Source organism: Phyllobacterium myrsinacearum, assembly GCF_002980555.1.
Classification (GTDB): domain Bacteria; phylum Pseudomonadota; class Alphaproteobacteria; order Rhizobiales; family Rhizobiaceae; genus Phyllobacterium; species Phyllobacterium myrsinacearum.
The window spans coordinates 94909-112960 of sequence record NZ_PVBT01000004.1; the positions used below are offsets into that span (position 1 = coordinate 94909).

The window sequence follows — 18052 nt, forward strand, 5'->3', positions numbered from 1 at the left end:
GCGGTCCGCGCGCTAAGGCGTCATCATGTCAGCTCATGGTCGCCGGATAACCGGCTTCTTCGAGAACCCCTTGAAGGGCCGCTGGGGTAGCGGTCGTCTCGACCTTGACCATGCCTGTTGCCGGATTGGTCTCGATTCTGGCGTTGGGATCGACTGACTGGATCACCTTGGTCACGGATTTGGCGCAGCCGCCGCAGGTCATGTTTTCGATTTTAAGTTCCATGAGAATTCTCCTTGGTTTGGCCTCATGCGTTCAAAGGTGGGGCTTCCAACCGTGGTAAGGTCAAGGGGTGTGAAAAAGGAAAATTTGCTATTGACCTTCCCATGGTTGGAAGCCCCACCTTCCCTCCGAACTTCAATTTCGGAACGATAAAGGAGGCGGCTATGAATGCTCCCGTTCGAACAACAGACCTATCTGCAACGATATCGCTATCCATCGAGGGTATGACCTGCGCATCCTGCGTCGGGCGCGTTGAACGCGCGCTGAAGGTGATTCCCGGCGTAACGGAAGCGGCCGTCAATCTGGCGACAGAGCGCGCCACGATCCGCGGAACCACCGATACGGCTACGCTGATTGCAGCGATCGAACACGCCGGTTATGAGGCAAAGGTGGTCGGCGCAGCTGCAAATGATGGCGGTCTGGATGAGAATGCAGGGCGCGCAGAGAAGAAGGAAACGGAGCGTCGCGGACTGACCCGCGACTTCACTATCGCGGCGGTGCTTACCGCGCCGATTTTTCTCATCGAGATGGGATCGCACCTTATTCCTGGCGTGCATGGCCTCATCGAATCGACGATTGGCATGCAGTGGAGCTGGTACATCCAGTTCGCACTGACAACACTTGTGCTCTTTATTCCGGGCATTCGTTTTTATAACAAGGGGCTCCCGGCGCTTTGGCGTCTCGCCCCCGACATGAACTCGCTTGTGGCCGTCGGTTCGCTTGCGGCCTATGGGTATTCGTTGGTCGCGACCTTCGCACCCGGCTTTCTTCCGCCCGCGGCCATCAACGTCTATTTTGAAGCCGCCGCGGTTATCGTGACGCTTATTCTGCTCGGCCGCCTGCTCGAGGCCCGTGCCAAGGGCCGGACATCCGAAGCGATCAAGCGCCTGGCTGGCCTTCAGGCTAAGACGGCGCGTATCCGCAGGGGCGGCCAGACGGTCGATCTGCCTGTCGGCCTGGTCATTTCCGGCGATATCGTCGAGGTTCGCCCCGGCGAACGCCTGCCTGTCGACGGCGAGGTGGTCGAAGGCGCCAGCTATGTGGACGAGTCGATGGTTACCGGCGAGCCAATCCCGGTTTCAAAGTCCGTGGGCGGTGCGGTCGTCGGCGGCACAGTCAACCAGAAGGGCGCGTTCGCGTTCCGCGCGACCGCTGTCGGCGGCAATACGGTGCTTTCGCAGATCATCCGCATGGTCGAAGAAGCTCAAGGTTCCAAACTGCCAATCCAAGCGCTGGTCGACAAGGTCACCATGTGGTTCGTACCGGCTGTCTTCGCCGTAGCGGCGCTGACCTTTGCGACCTGGCTCGTCTTCGGCCCGTCGCCCGCGCTCACCTTCGCGCTGGTCAACGCCGTTGCCGTCCTGATCATCGCTTGCCCGTGTGCCATGGGCCTGGCAACGCCGACCTCGATCATGGTGGGCACCGGCCGTGGCGCCGAACTCGGCGTGCTCTTCCGCAAGGGTGAAGCGCTCCAGTTGCTGAAGGACGCCAAGATCGTGGCGCTCGACAAAACCGGCACTCTGACCGAGGGCAAGCCGGTGCTGACCGATCTGGAACTGTCCGTTGGCTTCGTCCGTCCCAATGTCCTGGGTCTTATCGCAGCTGTCGAGGCCAGATCGGAACATCCGATTGCCGGTGCGATCGTGGAAGCGGCGGCCGGGGAGGGCATCGCTCTGCCGGCCGTGTCGGACTTCGAATCGATGACGGGCTTCGGCGTCAAGGCCAAGGTCGACGGCAAACGCGTTGAGATCGGTGCAGACCGCTACATGGCCGAACTGGGCTATGACGTGGCAGCGTTGTCCAACGTTGCCGAGCGTCTGGGCAACGAAGGCAAGTCGCCCCTATACGCCGCAATCGACGGCGTGCTCGCGGCAATCATCGCCGTGGCTGACCCGATCAAGGACACGACGCCTGCGGCAATCAGAGCTCTGCATGCACTCGGCCTGAAGGTTGCGATGATCACGGGCGACAATGCCCGCACGGCCAGGGCCATAGCGGCTCGTCTGGAGATTGACGAGGTGGTGGCGGAAGTGCTGCCGGACGGCAAGGTCGATGCGGTTCGCCGTCTCAGGGCCAAGTATGGCAAGCTTGCCTTTGTGGGCGATGGCATTAACGACGCCCCGGCGCTGGCGGAGGCGGATGTGGGTCTCGCCATCGGGACAGGTACGGACATCGCAATTGAGGCGGCGGATGTCGTTCTCATGTCGGGCAGCCTGCGGGGCATAGCAAACGCGATCGCTCTGTCAAAGGCGACGATCGGCAATATCCGGCAGAACCTGTTCTGGGCGTTTGCCTATAACACCGCTCTGGTTCCCGTCGCGGCGGGCCTTCTCTACCCGGCCTACGGCATCCTCTTGTCGCCAGTCTTTGCCGCGGGCGCCATGGCCTTGTCGAGTGTGTTCGTGCTCGGCAATGCGCTGCGATTGCGCAGGTTCAAAGTGGCGAAGTGACAAGCCGCAACAGCCGGCCCTATATCCGAGGCGGCTGTTGCACCGTTTCAAGGAGATTATTGATGAACATTGGACAGGCATCTAAAGCATCGGGCGTTTCGGCTAAGATGATCCGTTACTACGAGCAGACCGGCCTCATTCCGGCTGCAGACCGGAAATCTTCCGGCTACCGCGATTACTCGGACACCGATGTCCATATGCTGCGCTTCATCCGGCGCGCACGCGATCTCGGCTTTTCGGTTGCCGATATCAGCGATCTTCTTGGCCTGTGGCGTGACGACACCCGGCGGAGCGCCGAGGTCAAGCATCTGGCGCAGGGCCACATCGACGAACTTGAAAGGAAGATCAAGGGTCTTCAGGACATGGCCCATACGCTTACCGAGCTCGTCAACGCCTGCCATGGTGACCATCGCCCCCACTGCCCAATCCTGCAAAGCCTCGAAACTGATCGGAAGGATGAGGATTTGTCTGTCCAGTCCCGCCGCGGTGCAGTCGCGCGCCGGTTGCAATGAGGGCCGGCCAGAGCAACTTTAGCAGAGCGCAACATCAGTCGCATGGCTTTCGGCCAAGCAACCGCGGACACTATTGTCTTGGAAACACGAATTCGACGCGCCGGTTCAGTGCTCGCCCGTCTGGATTGTCGTCGCCGTTTTCAAGGGTGTTGGGTGCTACGGGGCGGCTGTCCCCAAAAGCCTTGACCGATAGGCGCGTCCTTTCGGCTCCGCGTGCCATCAACCATTCGGCTACGGCTTGCGCCCGCCGAAGGGACAGATTCTTGTTGTAACGGGCAGAGCCTTTGGCGTCGGTATGACCCTCAATGACGATGGAGCCGGTGGAAACCGATTTGACCAAACGCGCAATATCGTCGAGCGTCGATTCCGCAGCCGGCCGGACACTGGCTTTGTCGAAATCGAACAGGATATCGCCCGTCATTGACACCCTGACGGTCTGCTTGTCCTGTCGTACTGAAAGACCGCTGTGTTGGGCGGCAAGCCCATCGGCCTTGGCAGACAAATCCGATATGGCGCTATCCAGATCAGAAGGGAGGCCCTTCAGCTCCAGGATGGTGGCTTTAAGGCCACGGACGTCGCGGTTGTAGACTAGATCCTGCGCGAAGGACCAGTTTACTCCCGCTACCATCATCACGGCTGCAAGGCCGAACCGGCTGACTCCAGGCATGACTAACGGTCAGTAATTTTGATTGCGTCGAGTGTCTCGACCCCAGGTATCGTCAACGATACCTCAGTCACCTCCTTCGGCGGGGCGGGAAATCTGCCATGCCAGGAGCCTGCAATCGGTGAACCTTTGGTGGTCTTTATAACCAGATATGGATCGGTCAATGGCTTGTCGTTGCTGTCCGTCAGCAAGAGGTGTTTCTTGTTGCCGGCAAGAAGGTAGAAACTGTTTTCGTAGTCGGTCTTGCTGATCGAATCGTAAATCCGCTCCAATTTGTCCGGGACGACAGGTTTGAAGCGCAACTTGATGGTGAGGATATCGTCTTTGCGAACCGCCTCGACCACCTGTGCCTCTGCATTGCCACCATTGGTCAATCCCACAGCCAGAGGTGTAGCCGGGGCGGTCTCCGTTTGGGTCTGGGCAGAAACTGTGTTGGAAAATCCTGCGATCACCAGCGCGGCAACAAGCGCGCAAAAGGCAGTGGCGGTTTTAGTCTGGCGCACAATATGAATCCTCTTTGTTTCAGATGCATGTACCGTCCATATTGCACGCGAAACGAACGGACATATGCCCGCTTCCGAGATTGCAATACTGCGGTTCTACTGTTCAGATGGTTCTCCCGGGAAAGACCGAAACTGAGACGGCAAAATGATGCCTGTGCCCTAAGGGCTGTCGGTTGCGACTCTGAGCAGTTTCGGTTCTCGATACGGTCCCGTCAACCCTTGAGATGCAATTTTCCAGCGAGACGGCAGAGCAACCGAGCATTCCCGCGCATAAATGGGCAGATGGATACCGCTCGTTTGGCGAGCCGTGCCGCATCTGCAACCTTATTCCGTTTTGGAATAAGCAGTCTGAAATTGCATTAGCCAACTCCCAAATTTACCGACTATAAAATTTGCGACTGCGGAAAAACAAAAAAATCGCGGCAAAGGGACATGATGATGTTTGAGGGGGACGGATGGATACGGAAATCCTGCCGAACAGGGAATTTCGTCTGGTTGTCAGCACGACACATGAACTTTCCGTTCTAGAATACGGTGATCCTGAGGGCATCCCAGCAGTGCTCCTGCATGGCGGGCCTGGCGCCGGTGTGTCGGCAAAACAGATCGCAAGCTTCGATCTTGCTGCCTATCGCGTCGTCACTTTCGATCAGCGCGGCGCGGGACGTTCGACACCAACAGCAGAGATTTCCGAAAATACCACGCAGCACCTGATTGCCGACATGGAACGGATACGCGAGGTTCTTGGCATCGAGCAGTGGCTGGTTGCAGGCGGTTCCTGGGGATCGTGTCTCGCGCTCGCCTATGGCATTGCTTTTCCGCAGCGATGCCTTGGATTTCGGCTGCATGGCATTTTCCTGGCGGACCAGGATGACATCGACTGGTGGTTTCACGGCTGCAGGGCCATTTTTCCAGATCATTGGCAGGAATTCGCTGAATTCATCCCTCCCGAGGAACGCGGCACTCTTCTGAAGGCCTATTATGCACGGCTGACCTGCGGTGATCAGGCTGTTGAGCTCGCTGCCGCCAAGGCCCTGCGTGGCTTTTCAGCCCGTACCCAGACATTCGAACCAAGCCTTGATCATGTAAGACAGCTATTGCATCCGGATGCGGCCTTGGCTGTTTCGCGGATTTTCACCCATTATTGCATGAATCGGGCGTTCTTGCCGGAAGGCCACCTGCTGGAAAACATCGATCTCATCCGTCATCTGCCAGCGGAAATCGTGCAAGCGCGGTACGACACCGTAACGCCGATGGCGACGGCGTGGAAGCTGAGGAATGCCTGGCCGGAAGCCGCCTTCACGATTGTCACCCTTTCCAATCATCAATCGACGGTTGGGCCCATGGCGAAAGAACTCGAAGCAGCCTCCCGGCGGTTGGCAACTGCGATCAAATTTGCCGCACCGGCCGCCGCCGCTGGTTAATCCCATTGACGAAAGACAGATATGACGATGCTCGACGCACTGCAAACTGATCCCGCGCTTTCGATGTCACACTACATTGATATCAGCAAAGCGGTAAAACCCGCCGTTTCGCCCGATGGCGAGCTGCTGGCTTATTTGAGTGACGAAAGCGGTACGCTGCAGGTCTGGGTGCGTCCACTGGCGGGCGGTCCAGCCCGTCAGTTGACCACCCTGTCAGAACCGGTTGGTAATCTTGCCTTCAACCCAAAGAGCCGCGACCTCCTGATCACAACGGATTGGGGAGGCGACGAGCGTCATCAGCTCTGGCTGATCGAAAATGCCAAGGAAGAGCCACGCCTCCTGACGACCGACACGACCGTTGTTCATGGCTGGGGATGCTGGTCGCCTGATGGCTTGCAGATTGCCTATTCGGCCAATTATCGCGACCGCGCGCATATGGATCTCTACGTGATGACGATCGCAACGGGCGCGGTGAAATGCGTCCATCAAGGCGAGGGATGGCGCACACCTTTTGCCTTTTCTCCCGACGAGGCGTCCCTGCTGGTCAATGATTGCCAGAGGGCGATGATGGATCAAGATTTCTGCAGACTCGATCTTGCCACGGGCACCTATGAAAATATCTTACCCCATATGGGGCGGGCGCGTTACCTCGCACCCAAATTCTTCAAGGACAATTCCGGTATTCTCATGATCTCCGATCAGGAGAGAGAATATCTCTCACTGATGGTAAAGTTGTTCGAGGCTGACACCCTCGTGGAACTTGCAGCCTTTGCAGAGCAGGATATCGAGGCACTGGCGATAGCGCCCGATCAAGCCAGGATCGCGCTCATCGTCAATCGCCAGGGATGGAATGATCTGGTCGTCATCGACCGTTCCGGAAATATCCTGAAGCAGCTCGCAACCCCCATGCCTTGCGTGATTGGTTCCGTTGCTTGGACACCCGATGGCACGGCGCTCGTCATGCCAATCGAGGGTGGGGCCACGTCAGGCGATATATGGCGCTGCGATGTTGAGACCGGCACGTTCACGCGGCTGACGGATGTGCCCAAAGCCGCTGCCGGATTGCCGGACTTTATCGAGCCGACCGTGACCAGTGTCGCGGGCTTCGATGGGCTCGACATTCCTTATTTCGTCTATCGGCCGAAAGTTGCGGCGGGACCGGACGGCTATCCGGTCATGATCATCGTCCATGGCGGGCCCGAGGCGCAGTGGAAGCCGGATTTTCGCGCTGACATTCAATACATGCTGGCCAAGGGAATCATGGTGGTGGCGCCGAATGTTCGCGGCAGCACCGGCTATGGCCGCCGCTATCAGCATCTGGATGACCGGGAACTGCGCATGGACAGCGTTGCGGATCTCAAAGCCGTGCGCATCGCCGTGGGCGCATGGCCAGACGTGGATGAAAGCCGCATCGGGGTGTTCGGCCGCTCCTATGGCGGGTTTATGGTGTTGTCAGCCTTGACCGAATATCCGGATTTGTGGCGCTTGGGCGTGGAATATTACGGAATCGCCAATTTTCTGACCTTGCTGCAGACGACTGGGCCGTGGCGCAAGCAACTGCGCGCTGCCGAATATGGCGATGCGGAAACCATGCGCGACCAGCTGGAGCGCTATTCGCCCATCCACCGGATTGATGCCATCAAAGCGCCGTTGATGATTGCGCACGGCTTGGAAGATCCGCGCGTGACGCCATGCGAGAGCGAGATGGTTTATTCCTGCCTGCGCGGCCTGGGCAAGCCGGTGGAATATCTGCGCGTTCCGCATGAAGGGCATGGCTTTGCCCGTATCGAAAACCGTCGTCGCGTCTTTGGCGCTCTGGCCCGCTTCATCGCCGAGAATCTTTGAATTGAACAATCTGGGAGTGACACCATGAAAAATGGTGATGTGATATGGGATCTGGTCGACTGCAAAAGGAGCGCGTTTGAGGCTCTGAGTGACCGTGTCTGGGCAATGCCCGAGATAGCCTATACCGAGTACAAGTCCTGTGCTGAACATACATCCATGCTGCGCGCGCAAGGATTCAACATTACCGAATGCGTTGCCGGCATTCCAACAGCGGTGATGGGTGAAGCGGGCGAGGGCGGGCCGGTCATCGCGATTCTGGGCGAATATGACGCGCTGCCGGGCCTCAGTCAGGAGGCTGGGATTGCCGAGCCGCGCCCGATCCCAGGCACAGGGCATGGTCATGGCTGTGGTCACAATATGCTTGGCTCGGCTGCTCTTCTTGCAGCTACTGCCGTCAAGGATTGGCTGGAGACAACAGGCGCACGCGGCCGCGTGCGCTATTATGGCTGTCCAGCGGAGGAAGGGGGCGCGGCCAAGGCGTTCATGGTGCGTGCAGGGGCTTTCGATGATGTCGATATTGCCATTTCATGGCATCCGGCATCGTTCACCCAAGTGGACGATGCGCAATCGCTTGCCAATACGCGGATGGATTTTGAGTTTACCGGCCGGGCCTCTCACGCCGCCGCCGCACCGCATCTGGGGCGCTCCGCCCTCGATGCGGCGGAACTGATGAATGTCGGCGTCAATTACCTGCGGGAGCATGTGCCTGCCGATTGCCGGATGCATTACGCCTATCTGAATGCCGGCGGCATCGCTCCCAACGTCGTGCAGGCCAAGACCAAGATCCGTTATGCGATCCGCGCCACCGATTTGCCGGGCATGTTCGCACTCAATGAACGGGTGAAGAAGGTAGCGCAGGGCGCGGCCATGATGACCGAAACCACGGTCGATATTTCGATCATGAGTGCGGTGTCGAACCTGCTGGGCAATACACCGCTTGAAACCATCATGCAGTCCAATATGGAACGGCTGGGCGGTGTGCCGTTTGATGATGCGGACCGGGCGTTTGCCGCAAAAATCCAGGCTACGCTCTCGCGGGAAGACATCGAAACCGACTATCAGCGTGTTGGCCAGCCGCTCGCGGACAACGCGCCGCTTTGCGACTATGTGCTGCCGCGCGAGCAGAAAGGCGTGCCGATGATCGGTTCGACCGATCTGGGCGATGTCAGCTGGGCGGTGCCTACCGTCCAGGCACGTGTGGCCACCCATGCCATCGGTTCGCCGGGTCACTCCTGGCAGATCACGGCGCAGGGCAAAATGCCTGCTGCGCACAAGGGGATGGTCTACGCCGCCAAGGTCATGGCCGGAACCGCGTTGGATGTCTTGCGAGACGAAGCCCTGTTGAAAGACGCCAAGGCTGATCATCAGGCACGCCTCGCGAAAACACCCTATACCTGCCCAATCCCACCGGAGGTTAACCCGCCACTCCAACCGCGCCCGGCGGAGTAATCCGGTCTGGCACCGTGTCGGCGAGGACGCTGTGCCCTCCAAGCTACATGAAAATCATAAAAGGGGACGAACATGAGCGATTTGAAGACCAGAACAATTTTGCGCCGCAGCACGGCGCTTATCCTTGTTGCAGGCCTGGCAGGTATCAGTTTTGCCGCAGAAGCGGCATCGCCACCCAATACGCTGGCAATGGCCTGGAATATCGATGCCATCAGCACGTTTGATCCGGCGCAGATCGGCGAAGCGGCCACCAATGAGATCATCCAGAATATCTGCGATCCGCTCGTCGATTTCGATCCCGCCGATGAAACCAAGCTTGTGCCCAAGCTGGCAAAAAGCTGGGGCGTTTCCCAGGATGGGCTGCAGATCACTTTCCACATGCGCGACGATCTGGTGTTTCCGTCCGGCGAAAAGGCAACCGCAGGAGACATGGCGTGGTCGCTGCGCCGTGTTGTCAAACTTGGCTTTGGCAACGCCGCGACGCTGACTGAATATGGTTTCACCAAGGATAATGCAGACCAGAGCATCACCGCCCCGGACGACAAGACGCTGGTGTTCAGGCTTGATAAGCCCTATCCAGCCAACCTCATTCTGGCCGCCATTGCCGCCAATCGTGTTGCCGCACTGCTCAATCAGAAAGCGCTGATGGCAAATCAGGTTGATGGGGATATGGGCAATAAATATCTTGCCACACGTTCCGATTGTGTCGGGCCCTACAAGCTCATGCGGTGGAACCCGGCGGAAGTTGTCATCCTACAGGCGAATACCAATTATTGGGGCGAAGCGCCGAAGCTGAAGCAGGTGTTGATCCGCCACGTCTCAGAAGCCGGAACGCAGCGCCTGCTGCTGGAAAAGGGCGATATCGACATTGCCCGTGATCTGACGCCTGAAGATTTGCGCGACCTTGAAACCCAGAACAAGGCAACAGCCTCACGTGCTTTGAAACCGTCGCTGTTCTATTGGAATTTCAATAATGCAGATCCGGTTTTCGCCAATGAGAAAGTGCGTCTGGCGATGCGCTATCTCATCGATTATGAAGGCCTTGGCAAAACGGTCATCCACAATGTGGGCGTTCCGCGCGCAAGCTTCGTTCAACTCGGTGCATTTGGTGCGCTCGATGAAAGGGAAGGCCAGCCGTTCAAGCTCGACGTGGAAAAGGCCAGGGAGCTTTTGAAAGACGCTGGCTATCCCAACGGCTTCGAAACAACAATGTTCATCAGCACCGCGCCTTATGCGGCTCCGATTGCACAAAGCATTCAGGATGCTGCTGCCAAGGCGGGCGTGAAGATCAAGATCGAGCGCATGGCCAATGCGCAATTGTTCAGCCGTATCCGCGGCCGTGAATTCCAGACGTCTTTGATGGGCTGGCAGACAACAGTGCCGGATGCGCATGGCAACGCCTCGCGCCAGATTTTCAATCCGGACAACCGCGCCGAAGCCAAGCAGACCATGTATCCGAGCTGGCGTGCCAGCTATTTCGACGAGGCGGTCAACAAACAGGTAGACGACGCCCTGTTTGAAAAAGATGAATCCACGCGCAAGCAGAAATATATCGATCTGCAAAAGCAGATGATGGAGAAAGGTCCGCACGCCTTCATCTTCCAGATCTACAATGTTGCCGGCGTCAGCAAGGCCATGAAGAACTGGAGCTGGAACGGATTCCGCGTCTATTACGATCTGGCGGCGAAATAACGCGTTTCAAGACCCCGCCGGTCCCATCGCGGACCGGCGGCCTCCACGTTGATCAGGTGATGTCTGCAACTGCCTCAAGGCGCATTGGTCGTGCGGGGGCGAACATTACCGGACGTGGGGTGGATTTCGCATCCTTATTCCTCTTGTTCAGGATCAAAGCCGATGACGACGCACGACATTCTGGAAGACCTGGAAGGCGAGGAGGAGTTCGGGCCCGTACTTCTGTTTCTCGCCGCCGCCGCACGCCTGATCTTTTCCGTGGCCATTACGCTTCTGGGCTTGGTCACGCTGACATTTTTCATCAGCCGTCTTTTGCCGCTTGATCCGGTCGTTGCCATGCTGGGCGATAATATCTCCCAGGAGGCTTACGACATGATGTATCGCAAGCTTGGCCTCGACCAGCCGCTGATTGTTCAATATGGCCTGTATCTCAAGAATGCCATGATGTTCGATTTCGGCAATGCGCTGACGTCGGGACGCCCTGTGCTGGAGGATATTGGCCGCGTCTTTCCGGCGACCATCGAACTGGCCACGGTCGCCATCATCATCGGGACCGGCTTCGGCATTCCGCTTGGCGTGTTCTCGGCCATGTACCGCAATTCACTGCTGGATCATGCCGTGCGCATGATCAGTCTGCTTGGCTATTCCACCCCGAATTTCTGGCTTGGCCTTATGGCGCTCCTCATCTTCTATGCCACGCTCGGGTGGATCGGCGGGCCGGGACGCATCGACTTTCTCTATGAATATACGGTCGAGCCGACGACGGGCTTCCTGCTCATCGACAGCGCAATGCAGGGGCAATGGGACGCCTTTGGCAATGCCGTCAGTCACGTCATCATGCCCGCCCTGATCCTTGCTTTCGGCTCCATGGCCTATATCAGCCGCATGACGCGCGGTTTCATGATCGAGCAGCTCAATCAGGAATACATCATTACCGCCCGCGTCAAAGGGCTTTCCTGGGCACGCACTGTCTGGGGGCACGCTTTCCGCAATGTCGCCGTTCAGGTGGTTACGGTTGTTGCGCTCTCCTATGCATTTCTGCTGGAGGGAGCTGTCTTGACGGAAACCGTGTTCGCTTGGCCGGGGTTTGGCCGTTATCTCACCAATGCGCTTCTGGCCGGTGACATGAACGCCGTCGTCGGATGCACGTTGATCGTCGGCATTCTGTTCGTCGGCATCAATCTGATCAGCGATCTTCTCTATCGCATTTTCGATCCGCGAACCCGATAGGAGCCATAGATGAGCAATGAACTCACGACAAATCCGGTGCGCTCTTTCAGTTCTCTGCGTGAATGGCTGACCGCGCCCGTGCCGACCTCTGCGTTGCAAGCCAATGCACAGCAGTTGCGGCGTTCCTGGTTGAAGCTTCTCTCCAATACCTCAGCCGTCTTTGGCCTCGTTGTGATTGTGCTGCTGGTTCTGGTGGCGTTGTTTGCGCCCTATATAGCCACCCATGATATCGGAACCAATGATCTGGCGAACCGGCTGCAAAGGCCGTCATGGGCCCACTATTTCGGGACTGACGAATTGGGGCGCGATATTTTCAGCCGTCTCGTCTTTGGCTCGCGCATCACACTCTATATTGTCACACTGACAGCGATTATCGCTGCGCCAATCGGGTTGATCGTCGGCACCACTGCCGGCTATATCGGCGGCTGGGTCGATACGGCTTTGATGCGCATTGTCGATATCTTTCTCGCCTTTCCCAGTCTCGTTCTCGCCCTGTCTTTTGCCGCTGCGCTTGGGCCCGGTATTGAAAACGCGGTCATCGCGATTTCGCTTGCCGCCTGGCCGCCGATCGCACGTCTTGCCCGCGCGGAGACCCTGACCATTCGCTCGTCCGACTATGTCGCCGCGATCCGCCTGCAGGGCGCATCCACGATGCGTGTGATTGCAAAACACGTCGTGCCGATGTGCATCCCCTCGGTCGTCATCCGCATCACGCTCAACATGTCTTCGATCATTTTGACAGCTGCGGGCCTCGGTTTTCTGGGCCTGGGCGCCCAGCCGCCAAGCCCAGAATGGGGCGCTATGCTTTCCAGCGGCCGTGAATTCATGATGACCTCGTGGTGGCTTGCTGCGGTGCCGGGCTGCGCAATTCTTCTTGCCAGTCTCGCCTTCAACCTTTTGGGCGATGGTCTGCGCGATATTCTCGATCCACGGAACGGATAAAGATCATGACAAAACCTCTGCTTGAAGTTGATGATCTCTGGGTATCGTTTCCGGGTGTGAAACACGATATCGACATTGTGCGCGGCATCAGTTTCTCCATCGGGCGTGAGAAGGTGGGAATTGTCGGTGAGTCCGGGTCGGGCAAATCGATGACGGGCCGCTCGGTGCTGAAACTGACACCGAAATCTGCACAAATTCGCGCGAAGACAATGCGTTTTGATGGCGTCGACCTGCTTTCCGCCAGCGAACGGAAGATGCGCACGATACGGGGAAACCGTATTTCCATGATCCTGCAGGATCCGAAATACTCACTCAATCCCCTGATCCGCATCGGCGATCAGATCATGGAAGCCTATCGTCTCCATCATCGCGCAGGGTCTGCGGTAGCCAGGCAAAAAACACTGGCCATGCTGGAAGCCGTCCATATTCGTGATCCGGAACGTGTCATGAAACTGTTCCCGCATGAAATATCGGGCGGCATGGGACAGCGCGTGATGATCGCCATGATGCTCATTCCAGAGCCGGATATGATCATCGCCGACGAGCCGACATCCGCCCTGGATGTGACGGTGCGCCGGCAGGTGCTGACTGTCCTGGATGAACTTGTCAGCCGTTCCGGCACCGGGCTGATGTTCATCAGCCACGACCTCAACCTGGTCGCCGATTTCTGCGACCGCGTTCTGGTGATGTATGCGGGCCGCATCATGGAGGACCTGCCTGCCAAGGAACTGCATAAGGCCCGGCATCCCTATACGCAGGCGCTTTTGGCCAGTCTTCCGCGGTTGGATCACCCGGTCGACATGCTGAAAGTTCCAGAGCGTGATCCGGGCTGGTTGAGTGGTGCAACTCTGAGCGAGGGACAGGCATGATGAATGACATTGGGGGACCACACGTTGATGTCTCGAATCTGTCGGTTATTTTCGGCAAAGGCCGCAAACGGACCGCCGTGGTCAAGAAAGCTCGCTTTCACATTGCGCGCGGCCAAGCCTATGGCTTGATCGGAGAATCCGGATGCGGCAAGTCGACGATTTTGCGCGCGCTCGCAGGATTGATCCCGCATTATCAGGGCAGCTTTATCTTTGACGGTCAGCCGATGACCGGCGCGCGCGACAAGGCGTTCTTCCGCCGGGTGCAGATGGTGTTTCAGGATCCCTACGCTTCACTGCACCCGCGCAAACAGGTGTACAAGGTACTTGCTGAATCTCTTGCGATCCATGACATGGACCGCAGGGAAGAGCGTATCCGCGATGTGCTTGCAGCTGTCGGGCTCGGGCCAAACTTCATGTACCGCTATCCGCATGAATTGTCAGGCGGCCAACGCCAGCGCGTGGCGATTGCCCGCGCGCTGATCATTGAACCTGAGGTGCTGCTGCTGGATGAGCCGACCTCGGCGCTGGACGTGTCGGTTCAGGCGGAAATTCTCAATCTTCTGAAGACGCTGCGCCGCGAGCGAAACCTCACCTATCTCATGGTCTCGCATGATCTGGCCGTGGTCGCGCATATCTGCGAGCGCGTCGGTGTCATGCACAAAGGCATTATACTGGAAGAACTCACCGCAGACGATCTGCGGCAATCGCGGGCTCGGGATTCCTACACGCAGGATTTCCTGCAGGCGAGCGTCGAGGCGGTCGCACACAATCATGACAAGGACATGCAATAATGAACTATCATTCGGCAGCCAATCCGGCAGGGCAATGGGAGCGGATCAAGGACCCTTCAGCCGCTGGTTGGCTGGATAAGGGGCTGGAAGCGGTTGATGCCTGCGCCGATGCGCAGGAAACCGATGCTTTGATGATCGTGCAGGGTGGCAAGATTGTTTACACCTATGGCGACATCACCCGCAAATATCTCTGTCATTCGATCCGTAAGAGCATTCTGGCCGCCCTGATGGGGCGGGATGTCGAAGATGGAACCATTGATCTGAGCCAGACGCTCGAAGCACTGGACATTGATGACAATGATGGACTGAGCGCGGTCGAAAGGCAGGCGACAGTCTATGACCTGCTGACCGCCCGTTCGGGCATTTATCACGCTGCCGGTTATGAAACACCGTGGATGCGGATGATCAAGGAAAAGCGGTATTCCCATGCTCCGGGCACCTTCTGGTGCTACAACAACTGGGACTTCAATGCGCTCGGTACGATCTTTGAGCAATTGACAGGCAAGACGGTTCATCAAGCCTTCGACGAACGTATCGCCAAGCCTTTGCAATTTGAAGATTTCTCGCTTGCCGGTGAAAAGCCGGATGGTTGGCATGACCATTTCACCGAAAGCCGCCATGCAGCCTATCCGTTCCGCTTGTCGACACGGGATCTGGCCCGCTTCGGCCAGCTTTACCTGCGCCATGGGTCATGGAACGGCACGCACATCCTGCCGCAGGGCTGGGTACAGGAATGCGTCATGCCCTATTCCCACGCCGGTGCGCGCGGGGCCTATGGTTATATGTGGTGGCTGGAGCGCGACGGTGTATTTTTCCCTGGAGTGGTGACGCCGAAGGGCAGTTATGCCGGCTTTGGCGCGGGCGGCCATTTCTGCATTGTCCTGCCGGCACTGGACATGGTGCTCGTACACCGGGTCGATACCGATGTGCAGGGACGGCAGCTTGACCGTCACAAATTTGGACGGCTGCTGAAGCTGGTTCTAGACGCATTTCAGGGGTAGGCAGCATGCAGGGAGAAGACATGAGCGTGGCCGCCGCCATAGCGGAAGCCAGCACCAGGCCTGTGACGAGCGCCAATGCCCGCTGGCTGGCGCGAAATGCCATCATCGATACGCTGGCTTGCATGGTGGCGGGGCGTACGGACCCAAGCACATGCAGTGTCAGGGACGCCTTTGCCGGACCGGGCAGCGATGGCGAGGCGCTCCTGGTAACTGGCGGTAAATCCAGCCCCATGCTGGCAGGGCTCATCAACGGCACTGCCGCACATGCGCTGGATTACGATGACAATTTTCTACCCGGAATGAGCCACGCATCCGCGGTGTTGGTCCCGGCCATTCTGGCCTTGGCAGATATGGAAAAGACAAGCGGATCACAATTGATCGATGCCTATCTGGCGGGCCTGCAGGCGCAAGCATTCGTCGGGGATGGTGTCGGGCAGGCGCATTATACTGCCGGCTGGCACGGCACATCGACGATTGGCAGTATCGGCACGGCTGTAGCCACGGCCCATCTATTGGGGCTCAATGTCGAGGCGACCGCCCGTGCATTGACCATTGCAGTGAGTTTCGCATCCGGTACGAAGGGGCAGTTCGGTACTCTCATCAAGCCGTTTCATGCGGGAATGGCGGCGCGCAATGCCGTTGAAGCTGCTTTGCTTGCGCGGGCTGGAATGCAGGCTAGGTATGACATTCTGGAAGGGGAGCAGGGGTTTCGCGAACTTTTTGCCGGTGATCCGCAGATCAATTGGCAAACAAAGGATATACTCGCGCCGGCTGCGCATATCATCGAAACGGCCGGCGTGATGCCAAAGCGCCATCCATGCTGTGGTTCCACGCACATGATTGTCGATGCCTTGCTCGATCTGGCGAACGAACATGGCTTTGGTGCCGAAGATGTGAAGGCTGTCGATACGCTGGTCGGCATCGCCAATTATCGCAATCTGGCCTATCCCATACCCGCCGACCAGATGCAGGCACGTTTTTCCATGCAATACTGCGTCGCCCGCGCCTTGCGGCAAGGTTATCTCGGTCTTTCCGATTTTACGCCCGCAGCTGTGCGGTCCTTCGCGGGTGACGACCTGCTCGGCGCGGTGACCATGCAGAGCTACAGTTTGGAAGAAGAATGCACAGCAGCGGAAAAGCTGCCGCATGTGGTGACGATAACGCTGCGCGATGGCCGGGTTCTGCAAGGAGCGCGTCAGTTTGCTGTCGGCACCAACCGGCAGCCATTTTCTGACTCAGACCGTTTGCGAAAGTTCCGGGACTGCTGCGACGGCGTGGAAAACGTTGACGAAATCTACGGTCATTTGCAGGACATCGACACAGCCGGAAACCTGAAAATCATACGGTCCCTGTTCGTGTAAAGCTCTTGTGGCAGGCGCCGGGCAAATTCCTTCGCGGCGGGCTTAGACCGCCAGTTGCGACGCCCGCCGCCAAAATCGTTCCGCATGCCGGTTACGAAACTGCGGCGTGCGGTACACTCTGATATCGACCAGCAGATCGGCGTCGGGATCGCCCGCCCGAACGAGAACGCCGCGTTTTAGCTCGTCCGCAACAAGGCCCTCGGGGATCCACGCTACGCCGTGGCCGGAAACAGTCATTGCCTTCAGAGCAACGGACATGCCGTTTTCGTAGACAGTGTTGAGCTGGAATTTGTGCTTGTCGAAAAGCCAGGGCAGGGCTGAGGAAAAAAACGAGTTGCCGCGGTAGCTGAGATAATCAGTCGGACGCGAGCGATCCTTGAGACTGTGCAACGGACTGCCGGCGGGGCCACCGGCCGAAACCGGAATGACCCTTTCAATTCCGAGAGGAAGGAACGGGAACCTTTTCAGATCTTCCATCTGCGGGACCGCATCATGTGCATAGGTGAGAAAGAAGTCGCAATCACCATTCACGAGGGTCGAGATGTTGCCGAGGAACGATGAGTGCGGATCGGCGAACCGCGCGCGAAAATTGTCGCCGGATGCTTCCAGCGCAGCCATCCAGGCAGGAAAGAATGTCAGGGAAAGTGTATTGAGCGTGGCGAAGGATAGTATTTCCCACATGGGTGCGTAGCGCTCGGCCAGAGAGCTTCTAACGCCATGCAGCAGCTCCACGGCATCCTGAGCCCGGGGCAGAAAACTCTGACCCGCTGCCGTCAGCCGAATGGGATTGGTTGAGCGGTCGATCAAGGGTATGCCGACCCAATCTTCCAACTGCTTGATTCTTCTGCTTAAGGCAGACTGCGTGATATGGCGGTCATTGGCCGCTCTTGAAAAGCTGTAGTGCTGAGAGAGGCTCAGGAAATCTTCAAGCCATTTCAATTCCATGTATATATCCAATAAATACAGTGCTGTTGCGTCGGCAAACTGTATTCCAAAACGAGCATCGGTTTTTCAAAGTCATGCAAGGCGGACCATATCAATGAATGCCCGTGAGAAATAGGGCCAGGCGGACCAATATTGCCGAAAATGGTGCTGGGGCATC

The 18052-nt window shown here is 57.8% G+C and carries 16 protein-coding genes; 12 read left to right on the forward strand and 4 right to left on the reverse strand.

The features are described from left to right. Positions 1-28: 28 nt before the first annotated feature. A complete protein-coding gene (locus C5750_RS15075; RefSeq protein WP_105734736.1) occupies positions 29-223 on the reverse strand; it encodes a heavy-metal-associated domain-containing protein in 195 nt (64 codons plus the stop codon). Between the two features lie 11 nt (positions 224-234). Here C5750_RS15075 and C5750_RS15080 point away from each other — a divergent pair, with 11 nt between their 5' ends. Next, positions 235-2670 (forward strand): heavy metal translocating P-type ATPase, encoded by a 2436-nt coding sequence (locus C5750_RS15080; protein ID WP_425350465.1) that lies wholly within the window; start codon positions 235-237, stop codon positions 2668-2670. 62 nt (positions 2671-2732) lie between these two features. Continuing rightward, positions 2733-3182, forward strand: coding sequence for a Cu(I)-responsive transcriptional regulator (gene cueR / locus C5750_RS15085; RefSeq protein WP_105734737.1), 450 nt, complete (start codon positions 2733-2735; stop codon positions 3180-3182). A gap of 70 nt (positions 3183-3252) precedes the next feature. Here the strand turns inward: cueR and C5750_RS15090 are convergent, their stop codons facing one another. Together C5750_RS15090 and C5750_RS15095 are read right to left on the reverse strand one after the other, a co-directional pair. Further along, positions 3253-3849, reverse strand: coding sequence for an OmpA family protein (locus tag C5750_RS15090; RefSeq protein ID WP_105734738.1), 597 nt, complete (start codon positions 3847-3849; stop codon positions 3253-3255). A gap of 2 nt (positions 3850-3851) precedes the next feature. Then, positions 3852-4349 carry a hypothetical protein gene (locus tag C5750_RS15095; RefSeq protein ID WP_245421122.1) on the reverse strand — a complete coding sequence of 166 codons (498 nt, stop codon included), beginning with the start codon at positions 4347-4349 and terminating at the stop codon, positions 3852-3854. Between the two features lie 455 nt (positions 4350-4804). On the opposite strand from C5750_RS15095, the gene pip reads away from it, so the two are divergent. From pip to C5750_RS15145, 10 genes are all read left to right on the forward strand, one after another. After that, positions 4805-5770 carry a prolyl aminopeptidase gene (gene pip, locus C5750_RS15100; RefSeq protein ID WP_105734739.1) on the forward strand — a complete coding sequence of 322 codons (966 nt, stop codon included), beginning with the start codon at positions 4805-4807 and terminating at the stop codon, positions 5768-5770. Between the two features lie 21 nt (positions 5771-5791). Beyond that, on the forward strand, positions 5792-7615 hold the full coding sequence (locus C5750_RS15105; protein WP_245421123.1) for a S9 family peptidase: 1824 nt from the start codon (positions 5792-5794) through the stop codon (positions 7613-7615). A 24-nt stretch (positions 7616-7639) separates the two neighbouring features. Next, positions 7640-9064, forward strand: coding sequence for a M20 family metallopeptidase (locus C5750_RS15110; protein WP_105734740.1), 1425 nt, complete (start codon positions 7640-7642; stop codon positions 9062-9064). A 72-nt stretch (positions 9065-9136) separates the two neighbouring features. After that, positions 9137-10756 (forward strand): ABC transporter substrate-binding protein, encoded by a 1620-nt coding sequence (locus C5750_RS15115; RefSeq protein WP_105734741.1) that lies wholly within the window; start codon positions 9137-9139, stop codon positions 10754-10756. A 162-nt stretch (positions 10757-10918) separates the two neighbouring features. Further along, positions 10919-11986: an ABC transporter permease gene (locus C5750_RS15120; protein ID WP_105734742.1), complete on the forward strand. Its 1068-nt coding sequence runs from the start codon at positions 10919-10921 to the stop codon at positions 11984-11986. Between the two features lie 9 nt (positions 11987-11995). Further along, positions 11996-12928: an ABC transporter permease gene (locus C5750_RS15125; protein ID WP_105734743.1), complete on the forward strand. Its 933-nt coding sequence runs from the start codon at positions 11996-11998 to the stop codon at positions 12926-12928. Between the two features lie 5 nt (positions 12929-12933). After that, the gene (locus tag C5750_RS15130) at positions 12934-13797 is read left to right on the forward strand and encodes an ABC transporter ATP-binding protein (protein WP_105734744.1); all 864 of its coding nucleotides are present in this window, start codon (positions 12934-12936) and stop codon (positions 13795-13797) included. Further along, positions 13794-14588 (forward strand): ABC transporter ATP-binding protein, encoded by a 795-nt coding sequence (locus tag C5750_RS15135; RefSeq protein ID WP_245421124.1) that lies wholly within the window; start codon positions 13794-13796, stop codon positions 14586-14588. Before C5750_RS15130 ends, C5750_RS15135 begins: the two co-directional genes overlap by 4 nt. Continuing rightward, complete coding sequence (locus C5750_RS15140) at positions 14588-15589, forward strand: serine hydrolase domain-containing protein (RefSeq protein ID WP_105734746.1); 1002 nt, start codon at positions 14588-14590, stop codon at positions 15587-15589. The genes C5750_RS15135 and C5750_RS15140 overlap by 1 nt, the downstream gene beginning before the upstream one ends. A gap of 20 nt (positions 15590-15609) precedes the next feature. After that, positions 15610-16950, forward strand: coding sequence for an MmgE/PrpD family protein (locus C5750_RS15145; protein WP_245421125.1), 1341 nt, complete (start codon positions 15610-15612; stop codon positions 16948-16950). A 42-nt stretch (positions 16951-16992) separates the two neighbouring features. On the opposite strand, the gene C5750_RS15150 is transcribed toward C5750_RS15145, so the two are convergent. After that, entirely contained in the window at positions 16993-17895 is a 903-nt protein-coding gene (locus C5750_RS15150) for a LysR family transcriptional regulator (RefSeq protein WP_105734748.1), read from the reverse strand. Positions 17896-18052 lie beyond the last annotated feature (157 nt).

Bases quoted from the DNA above. Each gene is read 5' to 3' on its own strand.
- C5750_RS15075 (WP_105734736.1), bottom strand. From the start codon at position 223: ATGGAACTTAAAATCGAAAACATGACCTGCGGCGGCTGCGCCAAATCC.
- cueR (WP_105734737.1), top strand. From the start codon at position 2,733: ATGAACATTGGACAGGCATCTAAAGCATCGGGCGTTTCGGCTAAGATG.
- C5750_RS15090 (WP_105734738.1), bottom strand. From the start codon at position 3,849: ATGCCTGGAGTCAGCCGGTTCGGCCTTGCAGCCGTGATGATGGTAGCG.
- pip (WP_105734739.1), top strand. From the start codon at position 4,805: ATGGATACGGAAATCCTGCCGAACAGGGAATTTCGTCTGGTTGTCAGC.
- C5750_RS15105 (WP_245421123.1), top strand. From the start codon at position 5,792: ATGACGATGCTCGACGCACTGCAAACTGATCCCGCGCTTTCGATGTCA.
- C5750_RS15110 (WP_105734740.1), top strand. From the start codon at position 7,640: ATGAAAAATGGTGATGTGATATGGGATCTGGTCGACTGCAAAAGGAGC.
- C5750_RS15115 (WP_105734741.1), top strand. From the start codon at position 9,137: ATGAGCGATTTGAAGACCAGAACAATTTTGCGCCGCAGCACGGCGCTT.
- C5750_RS15120 (WP_105734742.1), top strand. From the start codon at position 10,919: ATGACGACGCACGACATTCTGGAAGACCTGGAAGGCGAGGAGGAGTTC.
- C5750_RS15125 (WP_105734743.1), top strand. From the start codon at position 11,996: ATGAGCAATGAACTCACGACAAATCCGGTGCGCTCTTTCAGTTCTCTG.
- C5750_RS15130 (WP_105734744.1), top strand. From the start codon at position 12,934: ATGACAAAACCTCTGCTTGAAGTTGATGATCTCTGGGTATCGTTTCCG.
- C5750_RS15135 (WP_245421124.1), top strand. From the start codon at position 13,794: ATGATGAATGACATTGGGGGACCACACGTTGATGTCTCGAATCTGTCG.
- C5750_RS15140 (WP_105734746.1), top strand. From the start codon at position 14,588: ATGAACTATCATTCGGCAGCCAATCCGGCAGGGCAATGGGAGCGGATC.
- C5750_RS15145 (WP_245421125.1), top strand. From the start codon at position 15,610: ATGAGCGTGGCCGCCGCCATAGCGGAAGCCAGCACCAGGCCTGTGACG.
- C5750_RS15150 (WP_105734748.1), bottom strand. From the start codon at position 17,895: ATGGAATTGAAATGGCTTGAAGATTTCCTGAGCCTCTCTCAGCACTAC.